13 protein-coding genes and 1 tRNA gene are annotated in these 16,717 nt (G+C 51.7%); 10 read left to right on the plus strand and 4 right to left on the minus strand.

The genetic code is table 11. The features are described from left to right. Window positions 1–229: 229 nt before the first annotated feature. The 5 genes from Q0721_RS08645 (at window position 230) to Q0721_RS08665 (ending at window position 5,755) form a co-directional block, all read left to right on the plus strand. Window positions 230–2,425 (plus strand): bifunctional (p)ppGpp synthetase/guanosine-3',5'-bis(diphosphate) 3'-pyrophosphohydrolase, encoded by a 2,196-nt coding sequence (locus Q0721_RS08645; RefSeq protein ID WP_299028355.1) that lies wholly within the window; start codon window positions 230–232, stop codon window positions 2,423–2,425. Window positions 2,426–2,448: 23 nt separating this feature from the next. Continuing rightward, window positions 2,449–3,702: a gephyrin-like molybdotransferase Glp gene (glp, locus tag Q0721_RS08650; RefSeq protein WP_299028358.1), complete on the plus strand. Its 1,254-nt coding sequence runs from the start codon at window positions 2,449–2,451 to the stop codon at window positions 3,700–3,702. Window positions 3,703–3,709: 7 nt separating this feature from the next. After that, window positions 3,710–4,129, plus strand: a complete 420-nt coding sequence (locus tag Q0721_RS08655; protein WP_299028361.1) for a vitamin K epoxide reductase family protein — start codon at window positions 3,710–3,712, stop codon at window positions 4,127–4,129. A 28-nt stretch (window positions 4,130–4,157) separates the two neighbouring features. Continuing rightward, on the plus strand, window positions 4,158–4,391 hold the full coding sequence (locus Q0721_RS08660; protein ID WP_299028364.1) for a hypothetical protein: 234 nt from the start codon (window positions 4,158–4,160) through the stop codon (window positions 4,389–4,391). 95 nt (window positions 4,392–4,486) lie between these two features. Then, entirely contained in the window at window positions 4,487–5,755 is a 1,269-nt protein-coding gene (locus Q0721_RS08665; protein WP_299028367.1) for an MFS transporter, read from the plus strand. Here Q0721_RS08665 and Q0721_RS08670 read toward each other — a convergent pair. After that, window positions 5,747–7,111, minus strand: coding sequence for a hypothetical protein (locus Q0721_RS08670; RefSeq protein WP_299028369.1), 1,365 nt, complete (start codon window positions 7,109–7,111; stop codon window positions 5,747–5,749). The two genes, Q0721_RS08665 and Q0721_RS08670, sit on opposite strands and share 9 nt — an antisense overlap. A 147-nt stretch (window positions 7,112–7,258) precedes the next feature. Beyond that, window positions 7,259–7,996 (minus strand): LysM peptidoglycan-binding domain-containing protein, encoded by a 738-nt coding sequence (locus Q0721_RS08675; RefSeq protein WP_299028371.1) that lies wholly within the window; start codon window positions 7,994–7,996, stop codon window positions 7,259–7,261. 222 nt (window positions 7,997–8,218) lie between these two features. Here Q0721_RS08675 and Q0721_RS08680 point away from each other — a divergent pair, with 222 nt between their 5' ends. Genes Q0721_RS08680 through Q0721_RS08690 form a run of 3 tightly spaced genes read left to right on the plus strand, consistent with a single transcriptional unit; the run spans window position 8,219 to window position 12,807 of the window. Continuing rightward, a complete protein-coding gene (locus Q0721_RS08680) occupies window positions 8,219–8,554 on the plus strand; it encodes an STAS domain-containing protein (RefSeq protein ID WP_299028373.1) in 336 nt (111 codons plus the stop codon). A 19-nt stretch (window positions 8,555–8,573) separates the two neighbouring features. After that, on the plus strand, window positions 8,574–8,981 hold the full coding sequence (locus Q0721_RS08685) for an ATP-binding protein (RefSeq protein ID WP_299028375.1): 408 nt from the start codon (window positions 8,574–8,576) through the stop codon (window positions 8,979–8,981). Between the two features lie 16 nt (window positions 8,982–8,997). Next, window positions 8,998–12,807 carry a GAF domain-containing protein gene (locus Q0721_RS08690; RefSeq protein ID WP_299028377.1) on the plus strand — a complete coding sequence of 1,270 codons (3,810 nt, stop codon included), beginning with the start codon at window positions 8,998–9,000 and terminating at the stop codon, window positions 12,805–12,807. 17 nt (window positions 12,808–12,824) lie between these two features. Here Q0721_RS08690 and Q0721_RS08695 read toward each other — a convergent pair whose 3' ends face one another. Together Q0721_RS08695 and Q0721_RS08700 are read right to left on the minus strand one after the other, a co-directional pair. Continuing rightward, complete coding sequence (locus Q0721_RS08695) at window positions 12,825–13,202, minus strand: septum formation initiator family protein (RefSeq protein WP_299028380.1); 378 nt, start codon at window positions 13,200–13,202, stop codon at window positions 12,825–12,827. 73 nt (window positions 13,203–13,275) lie between these two features. Next, window positions 13,276–13,360, minus strand: a tRNA-Leu gene (locus Q0721_RS08700). A gap of 208 nt (window positions 13,361–13,568) precedes the next feature. Here Q0721_RS08700 and Q0721_RS08705 point away from each other — a divergent pair. Both Q0721_RS08705 and Q0721_RS08710 read left to right on the plus strand, forming a co-directional pair. Next, complete coding sequence (locus tag Q0721_RS08705; RefSeq protein WP_299028383.1) at window positions 13,569–15,932, plus strand: histidine kinase dimerization/phospho-acceptor domain-containing protein; 2,364 nt, start codon at window positions 13,569–13,571, stop codon at window positions 15,930–15,932. Then, window positions 15,929–16,717: a LysM peptidoglycan-binding domain-containing protein gene (locus tag Q0721_RS08710; RefSeq protein WP_299028385.1), complete on the plus strand. Its 789-nt coding sequence runs from the start codon at window positions 15,929–15,931 to the stop codon at window positions 16,715–16,717. Before Q0721_RS08705 ends, Q0721_RS08710 begins: the two co-directional genes overlap by 4 nt.

Consider the following 16,717-nt stretch of genomic DNA (forward strand, 5'->3'; position numbering starts at 1 on the left):
AACGATGCTGATTTTAACATAAGAGTGCCGGCCTCACTATAGAACAAACTGATCCAGTCTGAACATCCTGTGACATATAATGACCCGAGGTTTTTACGCTCTTGCTTTTCGCTACGTAGAGGGAGTATACTATCACCCAGATCAGACGGCATTTCGCAGGTATCCACTTTATCAGAAACAGGCGCTTAAAGGTATGATTGGCCGAACTATTGGCGCGGACGAGTTGGACATGAAAATTGAATCGCTTATGGAACGCCTGCCACAGAGTTACACGTTGGTAGAACGTGAACTCATCCTGCGGGCGTATCGCTTCGCAGAAGAAGCCCACCGTGGTCAAAAACGTGCTTCAGGTGAGCCATATATCACGCACTGCGTAGAGGTCGCTGCCATTCTGGCCGAGCTTCAGGTACCGCCAGTCATGATAATGGCCGCTTTACTTCATGATACCGTTGAGGACACCCATGTAACCCTAGATGACCTACGAAGAGAGTTTGGCGATGAAGTCGCTCATCTGGTGGACGGAGTGACTAAACTATCTAATCTGCCCCGCATCTCGGCAGATGAAAAGCCCACCCGTGAAGGTGAAAGTTCCGCAGAAATCAGCACCTACCCCCGCTCCAGGCGCACCGATTTGACAAACGAGACGCTGCGAAAAGTCTTCCTAGCGATGGGAGATGATATTCGCATCGTCCTGATTAAGTTAGCCGACCGGTTGCATAACATGCGCACCCTGGGGTATCTTCCAGAGGAAGAACGTCGGCGCATTGCCCAGCAGACGCTGGATATCTTTGCGCCGCTGGCCAACCGTCTGGGAATTTGGCAAATCAAGTGGGAACTGGAAGACCTGGCGTTCCGCTACGTCAATCCTGAAAAGTACCGCGAAATCGCCGAAAAACTGGCGGAACGACGCGAAGACCGTGAGCGCGAGATCCAGCAAATCATCGCCCGCCTAAAAAAAGTGCTGGAAGAAAACGGAATTAAAGCCGAGGTCACCGGGCGTCCCAAACACATCTATTCCATTTACCGCAAAATGGTAGATCGCGGTAAAACTTTTGATATGGTACGTGATCTTCGGGGTGTTCGTCTGCTGGTTGAAGATAAGGCCACCTGCTACGCTGCTCTCGGCGTCATTCATGGGCATTGGCGTCCCATCCCTCAGGAATTTGATGATTACATTGCAGCCCCTAAGGATAACTTCTATCAATCCCTTCATACGGCCGTCATTTATGATGATGGTAAGCCGCTTGAAGTTCAAATTCGCACCTACGAAATGCACCAAAACGCAGAATATGGTATTGCCGCTCACTGGCGCTACAAGGAACGCAGCCCACGCGATGAACTTTATGAACAACGAATCAACTGGTTGCGCAAAACACTTAGTGAATGGCGCCAAGAGGTCATGGATGCCCAAGAGTTTGTAGATGGGCTAAAAAGTGATATTTTTCAGGATCGAGTGTACGTTTTCACCCCACGTGGGGATATCGTGGATCTGCCGGCTGGTTCTACACCGATCGATTTTGCTTACTACATTCACACTGAAATCGGCCATCGTTGCCGGGGCGCCAAAGTCAACGGCAAATTGGTTTCGCTTGATTACACACTCAAGACAGGGGATCAAGTCGAGATTTTGACTGCCAAACAGGGAGGCCCCAGTCGCGATTGGCTCAACCCTGCGTTAGGCTTAGTCAAGACCCAGCGTGCCATTTCAAAGATCCGCGCCTGGTTCAAACACCAGGATCGCGAGCAAAATATCCACCAAGGTCGGGCAATGCTCGAAAAAGAGCTCACTCGCCTGGGCATCAAAGATGTGGATGTGGAGAAGCTGGCACAATCCTTTGAATTTCGCAGCGCCGATGACCTTTACGTAGCCATCGGATGCGGAGACATTCCCTTAGGGCGAGTGATTAACCGCATTAGTGATATCTCACCCAAGAAGGATCCTCTGCTGGTCCAGGCGCCCACCCGCGAGCCCAAACCCCCAGAAGGTGGCGCCGAAATTTCGGTGTTGGGAGTCAAGGGCTTGCTAATCAATTTTGCGCGTTGCTGCAAGCCCTTGCCTGGGGACGAAATTATGGGTTATATTACGCGTGGGCGTGGTGTAACCATTCACCGCCGCGACTGTCCGAATTTCTTGCGCATTCAAGAAAGAGAACGAATCGTAAAAGTTACCTGGGGTGAAACCCAGCGCACTTACCCAGTAACCATCGAAATCAAGGCCTATGATCGTCAGGGCCTGTTAAGCGACATCTCCAAAATCTTTGGGGACGAAAAAGCCAACGTGCTCAACCTCAGCACGCGTGTTACCCATAACTTGGCCTCGATTCGAGCCATTATTGAGATCAAGGATATCGTACACCTCAGCCGGGTACTTAACCGCATCGAAAATCTGCCAAATATTATGGAAGCCCGACGTTTGATCGAGTAGCCCCTCAGCGGAGGTAAATCGCCGTGGCAGTTTTGTTATCGGTGGAAGAAGTTATCGAACGCATCCTTGATCAACTTAAGCCACTTCCTCCTGAAACAATCCCCCTTGACCAAGCGCTAGGGCGGGTGCTAGCCAGGCCCATTGTGGCGCCCCTCGATTTGCCTCCCTTTGCCAACAGCAGTGTGGATGGTTTTGCAGTTAGGGCCGCGGATGTGAGTACGGCTTCACCCGAACACCCCGTCGAATTAACCGTCATTGCCGATATACCGGCTGGCGTTTTCCCCCACATCCCCCTTTCGGCAGGATGCGCCGCCCAGATTATGACCGGTGCACCCTTGCCCGATGGCGCTGACGCCGTTGTGCCGGTGGAACATACCAACCTTTCTTTCCAAAAGGTTGCTCATCAACCCCCATCCATCGTTCGCATCTTCACCCCGGTAAGACCAGGCGACAACATACGTCCCAAGGGCCAAGATCTTACTCAAGGTCAGCTCGTTTTTGCTGCTGGTCATCGTTTACGCCCTCAGGATCTTGGATTGCTGGCCGCTTTAGGGATGTCCAAGGTTGAGGTGCATGGCCGGCCGCGGATTGCTCTGTTTTCTTCAGGGGACGAACTCCTTCCTCCTGGCTCTCCGCTAACTCCAGGCAAAATCTACGATTCTAACCGCCTCATGTTAAGGGTTCTAATTGAGCAAACCGGAGGCGAAGCGGTGGATCTGGGCATAGTAGCCGATACACTAGACGCCGTCCATATTGTGCTGAATACAGCAGTGGAAAAGAGAGCCAATCTGCTCCTTTCTTCGGGGGGTGTTAGCGTAGGGACTTACGATCACGTACGAGGGCTCATGGAACGGGAAGGAGAGGTGCACCTTTGGCGTGTTAACATACGACCGGGGAAACCACTCCTTTTTGGAAAGTACCGCGGAGTACCTGTCTTGAGCTTACCAGGTAATCCTGTCTCTGCCTTTGTGGGGTTTCTGGTGTTTGTCCGCCCGGCCATTTATCGCATGGCAGGTCTTCCATCCGCGCCAGTGCCGGTGCTCAAGGCCACTCTTGAGCACGCTGTTGAGTCGGATGGACGCAAGAGCTATTTACGGGCCATTGTGCGCCATGAAAGGGGGGAACGCTTAGTGCGTCTGGCTGGACATCAGGGATCTGGAAATCTCTATGGGCTGGTTCAAGCAAATGCCATACTGATTGTCCCCGCGGGGGTAAAATCCATCGCCGCAGGAAGCGAGGTAGAGATATGGCCCTTAGAAAACTTCCTCGGACAATGAGGCACTCTTGAAACGCTTACGGCTATCCATCCTCATCCTTGGCCTGATCGGCTTGATAGACTCGCTCTATCTAACCTGGATTAAGATTAGCCACACTGAAGCTCTCTGCCTGCCTGGTTTCGGTAACTGTGATATTGTCAATAACAGCCGCTATTCCGAAATCATGGGTATACCCATTGCCTTGCTAGGGGCATTGGCTTATCTGACCATCCTGGGACTGCTTTTCGTTGAGCAACGAATGCCCCACTGGCAGGAAAACACGAGTTTGATCCTTTTTGGCGTAACCTTAGCCGGGACAGGTTATTCAGCCTACTTGACTTACCTGGAATTTGCGATTATAAAAGCGATTTGCCCGTTCTGCCTGCTTTCGGCGATTGTCATGGGGCTTTTATTCGTAATTGCCATCGTTCGACTGGCAAAGGCATGAGGGCAACATCAAAGAGGAGGAAAAATACATGCCCAAAATTCGTTGCCATTACATTGATTGTGCATTCCTGGATGAAGGGTATTGTAGCGCAGCGCTCATTGAACTTGACCCCGACTCAGGATGCCTGACTTACTCTCCCACCGCCGAAACCCCGGCTGAGGAGGAATGGGAAGAGGAGGAAGAACTCGAAGAATGGGAGGATCTGGAAGAGTTGGAAGAAGAAGAGGAAGAAGAGTGGCTGGATGACGAAGAAGAATTCTGAGCCGCTCCGGGAAACTCCCAAGTAAATAAACCTTCCCATCCAAGACCCCGGGAGAAACGCCGGGGTTTTTGGTGTATAACCTTAAATGAGTGACCATGGACGCTGAAATCCGAAGGCATTTTCGCTTTAATTTTTGGGTCAACTTGCTGGACGGGGGCTTTTTTGGCTTTGCTTTTGGCTTTGCCTCTCTTTCCACAGTTCTCCCCCTCTTCATTGCCACTATGAGCGACTCAGCAGTATTGGTTGGCCTAGTCCCCGCCATTCATGTTGTGGGGTGGCAACTACCTCAACTCTTTACTGCCCAAAGAGTCCAAGCACTGAACCGCTTCAAACCATGGGTGCTTTTCATGACCATCCATGAGCGTATTCCTTTTGTATTTCTCAGCCTGGTCGCTTGGCTTAGCCCCACGCTGGGAAAAACTACTACCCTCTGGCTCTCTTTCTTTTTGCTAACCTGGCAGGGCTTGGGAGGAGGCCTGACCGCTAACGCGTGGCAGAACATGATCGGAAAGATCATTCCCTCCGAGTACCGCGCCACCTTTTTTGGATTGCAATCAGCAGCGGCAAATTTGTTAGGCAGTGCCGGGGCGGCTTTGGCTGGCTTGATTCTGGAACGCCTGGTTTTTCCGGGCAATTTTGCCCTATGCTTCCTTTTGGCCTCGCTGATGATGGGGCTCTCTTATTTCTTCATCAGCCTGACTCGCGAACCCGAACATTACGTTGAGACCAATCCAAGAGATACAAAAGCCTTCTGGGCAGAGGTACGCAAAATTCTTACTTGCGATAAATCTTTCACTTGGTACTTGGTTGGAAGAATTCTTTTTCAGTTCTCCATGATGGCATTTGCCTTCTATATGGTATATGCGGTCCAGGAGCGCGGAATGGGCAAATTCGAAGCCGGTATCATGACTAGCGTCCTGTTCATTACCCAGGTGATTGCCAATCCCCTCTTGGGCTGGCTGGCAGACCGTTGGAAACGTCAACCAGTGCTTGAGCTGGGCGCCCTTGCGGTCGTTTTGAGCGCACTACTGGCATGGTTTGCCCCTGCCCTGAGCTGGTTTTACCTAGTTATGATCCTAACCGGCATTGCCAACACCGTTTTTTGGGCCATCGGTCTAGCCATCACCCTAGAGTTTGGGCAGGAGTCTCAGCGTCCTACCTACGTGGGCTTAGCCAACACACTAATTGCCCCAGCAGCAGCTTTATCTCCTTTGGTAGGCGGATGGTTGGCCGATCAGTGGGGCTATCCGGCCACATTTGCAGCGTCTACGTGTCTCGGTCTAATTGCCTTGGCAGTACTTCACTTCTTCGTCCAATCTCCAGAACGCGGTCAGTCCATTACTGCAAATTCCACCTCAGGGTAGCCATTCCGGAAAGGCTCCATCAACCGCCACTACTTGGTTCTGCAGCCTATCACGCCACCAGATCACGATCTGGGGAACCGCATCCGAGGAAGTGAGATCATAACGCTGATATGCCAATCCACGCCCGGCCGGCTCCCACCGGTAAGCGGCCGTGCTGAAAATCGCCTCTGTGGTAATAGGAATAGCACCCTCCCCGGTATCTAGGGATTCCATCGGTATCAGCCAAAGTTGTTTACCCACCGGACCATTGAGAACCCGTTTGCCGACAACGACCCATTGACCATCAGGGGATTCGGCAGGCGTGCTCACATCCCAGATCTCTTGAGTTGCAGAAAAAAGGTGACGCGTGGTCTGTATCGTCAGATCAGCCAGATAAGCCGAACGATATGGCAAAAGGGTATCCCCCTGCTCTATCACAAAAAACAGGCGTTGACTGTCCCACAACCAGTGTGGTGATTGGCTAACATTAGTCGGGATCACGGCAACTGTCCGATCCTCTCTGCCAATGACGCGAATCCCCAGGGCTCCCTTATCATAAATTGCCAAGTAGTTCCCGTCAGGCGACCAAGTGGGCAGGGTTGGGACTAAACCCGGCGCACTTACCAATTGGATCGCCCGCCCTTTAGCAAAATCGTAACCCCATAGCGCGGAACTTTGTTGCCCTTTTTGGTCAGCTCCAAAACGCACAAAGGTGATCCACTTACCGTCCGGTGTCCAGGCCGGCTCATGGCAGCGATCCTGACCACAAGCCACCAGGATACGCTGGTTTTGGCCCTGGCGATTAACTACCCCTAGATCAATACCTCCCTGATCATTACGAACGCTAAACACAATAGACTCCCCATCAGGTGAGGCAGCAAATTCCACCACCCGTCCAGAGGTGTTGGTCAGGCGTTGGGTTACTTGTCCATCCAGGGTAACGCTAGAAACCTCGGGGGATTCGTTTGGATTTCCCAAATAGAGAAGAAGCGGCTCCCGCACCCTGAATGTAAACCGCAACGCCTGAGTAACGCGGATACCATCTGCGTAACTCCACCCCGCTCTCAATTCCAGAGAATAGGTTTGGCCGGGTTCAAAACTGGTAACTGGCCAGAACCATAGCTGCCTTTCCCGCCATTCGAAATACCCCTGAGTGGCGGGCTCCAAATGCCAGGCTGATTCCACACTTGGTTCACTAACTTTGCCGGGAAATTCCAATACGATGGGTCCCCTTTGCCCGATTTCTCCCCCTGCGACTGAGCGAAGTTGTGGCATCGCCTCGGAGCGAGATACACCTGCCAAAAACCAGACCACTCCCCCGGTTATTATTAATGAAACAGCCAGAACCACCCTATCTCGACGGTTGAAGAAGATCATATTAGCCCTTTTGGGAACACCCTGTCAGGTCAAATCAATACATGCACTATATCAATTTTCACGATCCATCCTGCCCCTCTACAGGAAAACAGGAGGCTCATATTCCCGGCTCTTAGCCCAGAAAATGCCCCACCTATTCCAATAAGGTCATGGACTGGGAGTAACCGTTGGAGTAAGGGTAGGGAATATGGTTCCCGCGGGTGTGCTGGTAGGGGCACGGGTGGGTGTCGGGGTTACAATGTTGACTGGAATTATGAGCTTTTGCCCCACAAATATCTTGTTCTTATCCTCAATCTTGTTCTCCCGCATGATAGCGTCCACCGTGCTGTTGAATCGCGCGGCAATCAGATCGAGCGTGTCATTGGCAACCACATAATACTCAATACGAGTACCCCGCGGCAGATTAGTTGGCAAGGGTGTTGCTGTAGGAAGGGTCTGACCGGGGACTGGAATCAGAATCTTGTCCCCCACCCGAATCGGGCACTGATCTAAAGGAAAGTTATTGATCGCCAAAAGAACCAGCAAATCAACGTTGTACTTGATTGCCAAATCGTAACACGTATCTCTCTCTTGCACCGTGTATTCGAACGGGGCGCTGGGCGTAGGGGTCTCAGTGGGAAGCGGCGTTTCGGTAATGGTTGGAGTGTTGGAGGGCGTAGGAGTGGGCTGAGTAGGAGTTGGCGTTAAGGTTGCTGTGGCAGAAGGGGTCGGTGAAGCAAAAAGGGCCAGCAGACCGCTGCGGTTAGGTCCCGTTAACGAGACAATCAGAATGATCACCCCAACAACGACCAGCACGATAGCCAACCCCCAAATGATAAAAGGCATCATCTGCTGACGCCGGCGATATGCCTCGATAACGTTTTGGGGAGATTGCTTTCCAGCCATGGTTGTGTCCTTTTCTCTACATAAAGAGTCAGTTGCCTATTTACAGGCCAAAGCAAATTACCTTATCGCTGTCAAGTGCTAAAGTAATTCTACCAAAAAATACGCAGGTACAATTTGTCCCCTTTTCCTTGGTGTCGCACAGTCACCCTAGCATCAAATGGCTCATGATATAATCTTTTGAAGCAACTCACCTAGATATGTATTATGTGGAGGCTTTCAATCATGGAAATCGAACATACCGCCTATAAGCGTTGCGATCTCATTAAGGTGAAAGGGCGATTAGACAGCGCTAGTGCACCCGATTTTGAGGAGAAACTTAAGCAAATCACCAATTCGGGGCGTTACCGCATTGTGCTCGACATGGAAGATCTGCAATTCATCTCAAGCGCAGGGCTAAGAGCGCTGATCAGCACCCAGAAGATCTGCCGCCGTTACAATCGCGGAGAAGTCGTGTTGGCCAACGTTCCCGAGAATATCAAGGCTGCTCTTGATCTTGCGGGCTTTACCACGTTGTTCAAGCTTTATCCCGACGTGGTCTCAGCCGTGGCGAATGTTTGAACCGCATGTTGATGCACTAATGCCTAAGTTTACATTTCCAGGGCGATATGAAAGCCTGGCCCAAATTGCCGCTTTAGTCCGCCAAGCCACGCAGGAACTGGGACTTAGTTCTCTAGACGCTTACACGGTTGAAATGGCCGTTGATGAAGCCTGCAGTAATATCATTGAGCATGCTTACGGCGGGGAAGGGCGAGGTGAGATTGAATTAGAATACATGATTGAGGCCAACTCGCTGATCATCAGGCTGCGTGACCACGGTAAACCCTTTGACCCCAAGAAAGTCCGTCCCCCTCGGCGAGATGCTCCCCTTAAGAAGCGCCGTAACCATGGATTGGGACTTTATTTCATTTACCAATGGATGGACGAAGTTCACTTCGACTTCAGCGAAGGCACCAACACACTAACTATGATAAAACGCAAGAAATAGGAATGCATGCCCTTCCATGGTTGAACCCAAGATTCTCCCAAGCTTTGATGAGGTTTTTCGCCTTGGGGAACATCTTCTGGGACTTCCCGATACCCGCTCCCAAATGGTGCTTATTGAACAGCGCCTTCGGGAGTGGTTGGATGTTAAGGCCTCGCTTTGGTTCTCTGAGCCTCAATACCCACTACCGGGAGAACCCGAAGTTCCACTTCTCAGTGACCCGATTGGCCCCGCCCTCGCCAAACGCTGTGCCCAACAGCGCACGATTCTCTCTGATCCAGATACCCCCCTCATAAATCCTTCTGCCCCCTCACCCACCGTTGCTTTTCCCCTTATCTTACGGGATCTGTTGCTGGGGGTCCTCGTGATCAGCCGTCCTCGGGGCCCCGCGCTGAGTCACCAGGAAATCCGTTTCCTTGAAACTCTAGCTTACCATTTAGTTTTGGCTCTTCAAGCCTTCCGACAAGAGCGCATTAAAATCTGGCGCACTGAACAACTAACGTTGGTACGTACGATTACCTCACAAATCACACGCTTCACAGATGTACGTGCGCTTTGCCATCAAATCGCTCTCCAGATTCAGGAAACCTTCGATTTTTACTATGTGGGCCTTTTTGAGATGGACGAGACCGATGGCGTGCTACGCTTCTGTGCCGGTGCCGGAAAGAGCACCCCGGCTTATCACCAAGATTTTGATGCCATCCATTTGGGGCAGGGCATCATTGGTAGTGTCGCCCAAAGCGGTCAAGAAATCATCGCCCGCAATGTCCAGCAGGAGCCACGCTATCGCTTTAGCTCAGTATTGCCCGAAACCCTTTCAGAAGCCGCTTTTCCCATTAAACATGGCGAACGTCTCTTAGGGGTCTTAGACTTACAAAGTGAACGCCCAAATGCCTTTCACGAGTACGACTTGATCCTGTTCCGCTCGCTGGCCGACGCTATTGCAATAGCCTTTGAAAGCATTAAGCTCTATCAAATCCTAACCCATCGTGCTGATCGCATTTCTGCATTACTCGAGATCAACCATACGCTAACCTCCATTTTAGATTTGGATCGTCTTTTAGATGAAGTAGTCAAGGCCATTCAGCGTTGGTTCGGTTACCCATATGTGCACTTATTCAGTGTTCACCAAGGACGGCGGAAAATTTTTTACGAAGCCGGCAGTGGTGCCCGCAGCAAAGCCTTTGAGGAGCATCAAATTAGCTATGATCTGGATGACCCCACCGGCATTATCCCCTGGGTTGCGCGTGAGGGCAAGGTTTACCTGGCTAACGATGTAGAATCCGACTCCCTCTATCGCCCCTCGCCCCTACCGCCCGAAACAACTCGATCTGAATTGGCCATTCCTCTGGCCTATGGGGGCGAAGTGCTGGGAGTGCTTGATTTGCAGTCGGATCATCCGAATGCCTTTGATCCTGAGGATTTAGCCTATCTTGAGGCCTTGGGTGCCAGCATCGCCATTGCTATGCGCAATGCTATGCTCTACCGTACCGAATCCTGGCGCCGGCAAGTAGCCGATTCATTTCGCGATATCGCTGGGCTGATCTCCGAGAACGTCAATCTAGAAGACTTGCTCGAACGTATCCTGGCCGAACTCGAGCACAACTTGCCTTGCGAGGCCGCTGCTATCTGGCTTCTTGAAGAACCGTATCGGCCCGAAACCAAGCAACCTCCCAACCTCCGCCTGGCCGCTGTTCACGGCATCGCTTCAACACGACTTGAACAGATTGCCGCCGAAGAGAACGAAGCGCGCCAATGGCTCGAACACGCTCTGCAACAAACCGAACCGTCTATCCGAAAACCCATTGACCCCTACGACCCACTAGGGCGAGCGCTTGGCTTCCCAGCCGACTATTCTGCCATCCTTGCCCCCTTAAAGGCTGGGGGGCAGGTACTAGGTTTGCTACTTTTTGCGCACCACACAGGGGGGCGCTACGGCAGCGAGGCGCTTCTTATTGCAGCAACGCTGGCCAGTTACGCTGCTGTGGCAATTCAAAACAATCGCCTCTTCGCCTCTGCCCAGGAGCAGGCCTGGATTTCTACTATCTTACTTCAGGTTGCTGAAACCAATCAGACGCTTCGTTCAGTAGAAGAACTGGCTGAAACCTTAACTCGCCTGATTCCTTTGCTGGTCGGCATTAAGGAGTGTGCTTTTTTCATATGGGATGATGCCCGGCAGGCCTTTTTCATGCTGGCTGAGCATGGATTGCCCACTCTCCTATCCCCCCACCTGCCTTTTGATAGCCGTATTCCGGCTGTCGCACGCTTGTTAGAAACCCGAGAGCCGGTCTTTATCCAGGACCCGGCTAAGGAGATATCCTTCCTGGACATTGATTTACGTGCCAGTGATGGCACTTATCTGGTGCTCCCCCTCATAAGTCGCAATGAGATTCTCGGAGCATTGTTGATTGGATACCACCCTGAGCATACGCACACGGGTTACCGCTTTGACCCCCAGCTCCTGGCTATTCTGCAGGGAATTGCCCAGCAAGCCGCCATGGCTCTGGAGAACATCCGCCTGCTAGACGCGCGTCAGGAAGAGGCGTACGTTACCGCAGCCTTGCTACAGGTAGCCCAAGCCATTGTGAGTCAAACCACTCTGGACGACATGTTAGACACCACCGTCCATCTTATCCCCATCCTGGTAGGAGCAGAGGCGTGCGCAATTTACCTATGGGATGCCGAGAAAGAGGAATACCGTCTGGTGAAGGCCTTTGACCAGGATCACCATCATCAAACCGACCTCGAGGGGACAGCATATCCTTGCGGCCATGCCCCTTTATTAGATTTCATTCACCAGTACGATACCTTGATTACATGCCCGCTTCAACATGACAATCTACCAATCGCGGAATGGGCTCACCACTCTCTAGTCACCGATGAAGAAGTGGAAACCAAGGCCTCATACCGCCTTTTAGGCATCCCTCTTTCCGTCAAAGGGGAACGCTACGGAGCCCTTTTAGTCCGCGATGCTCTCTATCCTAGCGCCTCCCAAGAACGCCGCCTGGAAATTATTACCGGAATTGCGCAACAGATTGCCTTGGCCATTCAGAACGAACACCTGAACCGTGAGATGCTCAAACGAGAGCGGTTGGAACGTGAAGTTCAGGTAGCCCGACAGATTCAAAAGACGTTTCTACCCACCCGCTTCCCCGAACACCCTCATTGGGAAATTGGCGTCTACTGGGAACCCGCCCGTCAGGTTGGCGGCGATTTTTATGACATCATCCGACTCCCACAAAACCGATGGGGCGTTGTGGTTGGAGATGTCTCAGACAAAGGAGTACCCGCTGCCTTGTACATGACTGTCTCGCGGACTTTGATTCGGGCTTTCGGAATCTCTGGGCAACCTTCCCCTGCGCGCATCTTACAAAGGGCCAACCGTTCTTTGGTGTTTGACTCACCGGACGGACTGTTTGTGACCGCTATTTACGCCATCCTCCACCTCGATGACGGACGCATTCTCTATGCCAACGCCGGTCATAACTGGCCTCTCATCTTTCGCGCCGACGGGAAAATTGAGGCTTTACCTTCAAAAGGTATGGCACTAGGTATTGTGCCCCAGATTCGCTTACAGGATCAGACCACTTACCTCGCCCCAGGCGACTTTCTATTACTTTACACCGACGGGTTGACTGAAATGTTCTCAGAAACCGGGGATACCTTTGGTGAGGAAAACCTTATTCGGGTCATAAAGGAAGCCCCCCATACAAGTGCAACCGCGCTTGCAGAGTATATTAAGGCGGCTTTGGATGAGTTTAGAGGGCTCGCCTCTGCCTCCGATGATCTAACCCTTCTGGTCTTATATCGAAAGAGAGAATCCGCCTAATCCAGCTAACGATCCAGCTAACGCCCGAAGAACAGTGCCCACCAGACTTGCCAGGGCTGTACGGGTTCAACAGCGGGGGTTGGGGTGCTCATCAAGGGGGGTTGAGGTGTATGCACTGGTACCAGAATGATCGGGTTTTCACCAGGCTTTACCATATTCGCCTGGTTACGGGCATACGCCTCAACTGCGCTCTCCGAGGTGGCATAGGCTTTTTGCGTACCAAGCGCATCGATCGTACGTTGCAAACCCGCAACCTCGGTTTGCATTTGATCACGCTTTTGACTCAAACGATTCAATTGCACTAAGCGTTGATTCAAGTCTAACAAGAATAAAAAAAGAAGGATCAGAATACCCAAAAAAAGTATTTGGCGGGGTTTCCAAGGAGAAGATTCCATGTTTATATCTTACTCCAAGGCGTGGGGGATAACAAGGCAAAACAGCCCACCTCTCGGGTTGGGCTGTTTCGTGTGCCGAAGGAGGGATTTGAACCCTCACGGGCGCATTGCCCACTACGCCCTGAACGTAGCGCGTCTGCCAGTTCCGCCACTTCGGCTTGGTTCCTGATCTGATCAAAATTTTAAGTCAGCCCCCTGAATTTGTCAACCCGACCCAAACGCGAAAATCGCATCCTACAGCCCATATGTGGGCTCTATGACCCGAGAAGCCCATAGTAAAATAAATTATAGAGATTCTCAGGCACAATTATTGCACCTCACTACTTACCTACTCTCCTGAAAGAGCATTTCCAAAACTATTAGTCTATGACACCGATTGAACAGTTATTATCCTCAGTCGTATCACCGCCAGGAAATCTGCTTTTCCATCTGGTGCTTGCCTTCTCTGTGCTCTTCGCCTTACAGAATGTCATACTCTGGCCTCTTGATCCATCCCCCTCCATACGGCGCACCCTTTACCTAGGACTGACCATAGCCCTGGCAGGGCAACTCTTTCTGTTCATTAGCGCAGGCCTGACATGGCAAAATCTGCTGGTTCCTTCATTCTTTATCCCGGCACTAGAGCGTATGGTCTTGAGCCTCACGCTTTTCTGGGTGGGGCGGCTCTGGCTCTTTCCAGCCCCCAACGCACGCATTGACCGCCTTAGCCTGGTGTTCACTTTATTAATCCCTTTGCTCTTCCTGGTTGAACTCCTTTACACTCCGACTACCGGGATCGATCTTGGGTACAATGCAACCCTTTTTGATCAACTCTGGACGGTGATAATCATTGCGTTTTCCTCCATGGCGTTGGTCATAGCGCTCACCCGTTCGTCTCCTATTGCAGGGGAAGGTTTCGGCATAATGGGCTTCATATTGGCAGGGGGATTGCTTCACTATGCTCTCGATGCCCCACAATCCAACATCTCGGCTACTCTGCGCCTGGCTCAGTTATGTGCCTATCCACTTTTGCCAGCCATGGTGCAACACGTCTTACGTCTCAATACCACGATACCCGTCTCGGTTACCCCGGAGCCCTTCGCACTTGCCACCCAGCCCACAACCACACCCTTGATTCAAGCCATCTTTGCCTGGAGTGATGTGGCGGGTGAGATCGGCAAAGTTAACCTCCTGCAAACTTTGACCCGGGCCATTGCTCACACTTTTCGAGCGGACCTCTGCCTTATCTTGCAGCAGAACAAAACCGATATTGAAACATTCACAGTAGAGGCTGGCTACGACCTGGTTCGAGATGAGCCCATTGCGCCAAGCCATATCCGCACTTTACGCTTTCGGAAACTCCTAAATGCAATTCGTCATCAAAAGTCCCTTCTTTTCGAGGAAGAAAATACTTTGGGAGAAGAAGGTCAAGCCCTGGCTAGCGCGCTTGGACTAGAGCACACTGGCTCTCTGATCGCGACCCCTATTGAATTCCCGACCTCTCGATTCGGATTGGTGGTCTTACTGACACCCTATTCCAACCGTGCCTGGACGCCCGAGGAATTGACACGACTGCAAGCACTCAATCAAAAAATTGCAACACTTTTGAAACAAGACGAAGCATTTCATCACCTTCAATCCCAGGTTTCTCAACTGGAACAAGCGCTTCAGTCACTTGAAGCAGACCTCGAAAAGATGCAGACCGAGAATCGTTCCCTTCGACAAGTTATTGAGGCCCCAAAACCAACTTCGCCTTCCACACCCTCAGATGACTTGGAAGCCCTCCTCGCCCTTCAACACGAGGCTCAGGATATGATTGAGGCTCTCCAGGCCGAAAATCGGGCTTTGAGAGAGATGCTGGCCGAGAGTCAAGAAAAATCCACCTCTAGCCCAGAAGTCGAACATCTCGAGAATGAGCTACGCTCCACACTTGAGGAAATTGCGCGTCTGCAAAACGCACTGGCAGAAGCCAACATCCAAATCCTTAAGTTGCAGCAAAGTGCCAGGCAGCCTTCTAGTTTACCACCTACCCAGCAGGAAGTGCTCATTTCCCTTATCCAAGAGATGCGTCAGCCCCTTTCCTCCATCCTGGGATATGTAGATTTGCTCATGGGGGAAACGGTGGGCATCTTGAGCACCCTCCAACGTAAGTTTCTTGAGCGCACACGCGTAGCCACTGTGAAAACACGCGATTTGCTTGAACAATTGTTAGATGAAATTTCAACACTCGCTGCGCAGTCCCCCGAAGATGTAAGTGTTATTGCTGAAATTGGGCCTATCATTGATCAAGCCCTCAATGACCTTGCCCCTCAGATTCAACAGCGCGAGATCAATGTACATCTTGACCTTCCCGCAGATGTGCCCAAGGTGCGCCTCAACTCTGATAATCTCTATCAGATTCTAGTGCATCTTCTCCAGCAATTGGTAACCAGCGCTACTAGCGAAAGCGACCTCACTTTACGCATCTTGAGGGAGACGACTTTATCTTCGCCGCCTTTTCTTCTACTTCAAATCTCTAACACCCCTTGGGAAAAAATGGAAACCACCCCGCGCCAACTCCTGCGTGAAACCATCCTTGAGGAATCTTTGCTCCAGGAACTAGATAAAGAAAGACTTAATCTGGGGTTGATCAAAGCGCTCATCGAAACGAATGGCGGAAGAATCTACGTAGACAGCGACTCTTCCCACGCTATAACCGTGAGTTTGCTCCTACCCATTGAGGCGTTGGGAACGGTGGGCACAATTCTATGAAAGCATGGAAGGTCATTTTGCCAGGAATTGGATGGGGAGTTCTTTCAACCCTGCTAGTAATAGGATCGCTCCTGACTGCAGGGAATGAGCTTCTCGCCAGTACCCCCACTTTCTCTCTTTTGTTGCCAACACCCAACCTCACCCCCATCACCCTTCCCAATAACACTTCCTCAACCCCTACCGCTGCAGCCTCTGGCAGCGAGATTGCCTGCCCAATACCGTCGGGATGGCAACCTCACATCGTGCAACACGGTGAAACGATCGATAATTTAGCCGCCCAACTCGGGATATCTGCCAACCAGATTATGACCGCCAATTGTCTGGTTGGGCCTGGGCTTTTACCGGAGACCATCCTTTACCTACCTGCCCTGACACCCTCCTTACAAGTTGCTAACTCAACCAGCCCAACCTCCCCAACGGGTTGTGCCCCGCCTCCAGGCTGGATCCTCTACCGGGTTCAACGCGGCGACACTTTGACCCGAATTGGTGGTCTGTATGGGGTCACGGTTTGGCTACTCAAGCGAGCTAATTGCCTAGAAAACGACATGATTATCGCGGGTCAATATCTCTGGGTGCCCAATGTTGCAACCCGCACGTTCACCCCCACCTCCACCCCGCAGCCCGAGGTCCCTCGACCCACAGATACCCCGCCTCCCTCACCCACCCCCATTCCCCCTTCTCCGACCTTCACACCGCTACCATCTCCCACCTCTACCCCGTCCCCAACTGAAACCTCTATACCAACCCCAACAGAAACCCCCACTGGCACTCCTCCCACTACGTAA

This window comes from uncultured Thermanaerothrix sp. (assembly GCF_938028735.1).
Lineage (GTDB): Bacteria > Chloroflexota > Anaerolineae > Anaerolineales > Anaerolineaceae > Thermanaerothrix.

What these genes read in the sequence shown, in the direction of transcription:
- Q0721_RS08690 (WP_299028377.1), top strand. Translation starts at nt 8,998, where the DNA reads ATGGTTGAACCCAAGATTCTCCCAAGCTTTGATGAGGTTTTTCGCCTT.
- Q0721_RS08695 (WP_299028380.1), bottom strand. Translation starts at nt 13,202, where the DNA reads ATGGAATCTTCTCCTTGGAAACCCCGCCAAATACTTTTTTTGGGTATT.
- Q0721_RS08665 (WP_299028367.1), top strand. Translation starts at nt 4,487, where the DNA reads ATGGACGCTGAAATCCGAAGGCATTTTCGCTTTAATTTTTGGGTCAAC.
- Q0721_RS08705 (WP_299028383.1), top strand. Translation starts at nt 13,569, where the DNA reads ATGACACCGATTGAACAGTTATTATCCTCAGTCGTATCACCGCCAGGA.
- Q0721_RS08675 (WP_299028371.1), bottom strand. Translation starts at nt 7,996, where the DNA reads ATGGCTGGAAAGCAATCTCCCCAAAACGTTATCGAGGCATATCGCCGG.
- Q0721_RS08710 (WP_299028385.1), top strand. Translation starts at nt 15,929, where the DNA reads ATGAAAGCATGGAAGGTCATTTTGCCAGGAATTGGATGGGGAGTTCTT.
- Q0721_RS08680 (WP_299028373.1), top strand. Translation starts at nt 8,219, where the DNA reads ATGGAAATCGAACATACCGCCTATAAGCGTTGCGATCTCATTAAGGTG.
- Q0721_RS08670 (WP_299028369.1), bottom strand. Translation starts at nt 7,111, where the DNA reads ATGATCTTCTTCAACCGTCGAGATAGGGTGGTTCTGGCTGTTTCATTA.
- Q0721_RS08660 (WP_299028364.1), top strand. Translation starts at nt 4,158, where the DNA reads ATGCCCAAAATTCGTTGCCATTACATTGATTGTGCATTCCTGGATGAA.
- Q0721_RS08645 (WP_299028355.1), top strand. Translation starts at nt 230, where the DNA reads ATGAAAATTGAATCGCTTATGGAACGCCTGCCACAGAGTTACACGTTG.
- Q0721_RS08685 (WP_299028375.1), top strand. Translation starts at nt 8,574, where the DNA reads ATGCCTAAGTTTACATTTCCAGGGCGATATGAAAGCCTGGCCCAAATT.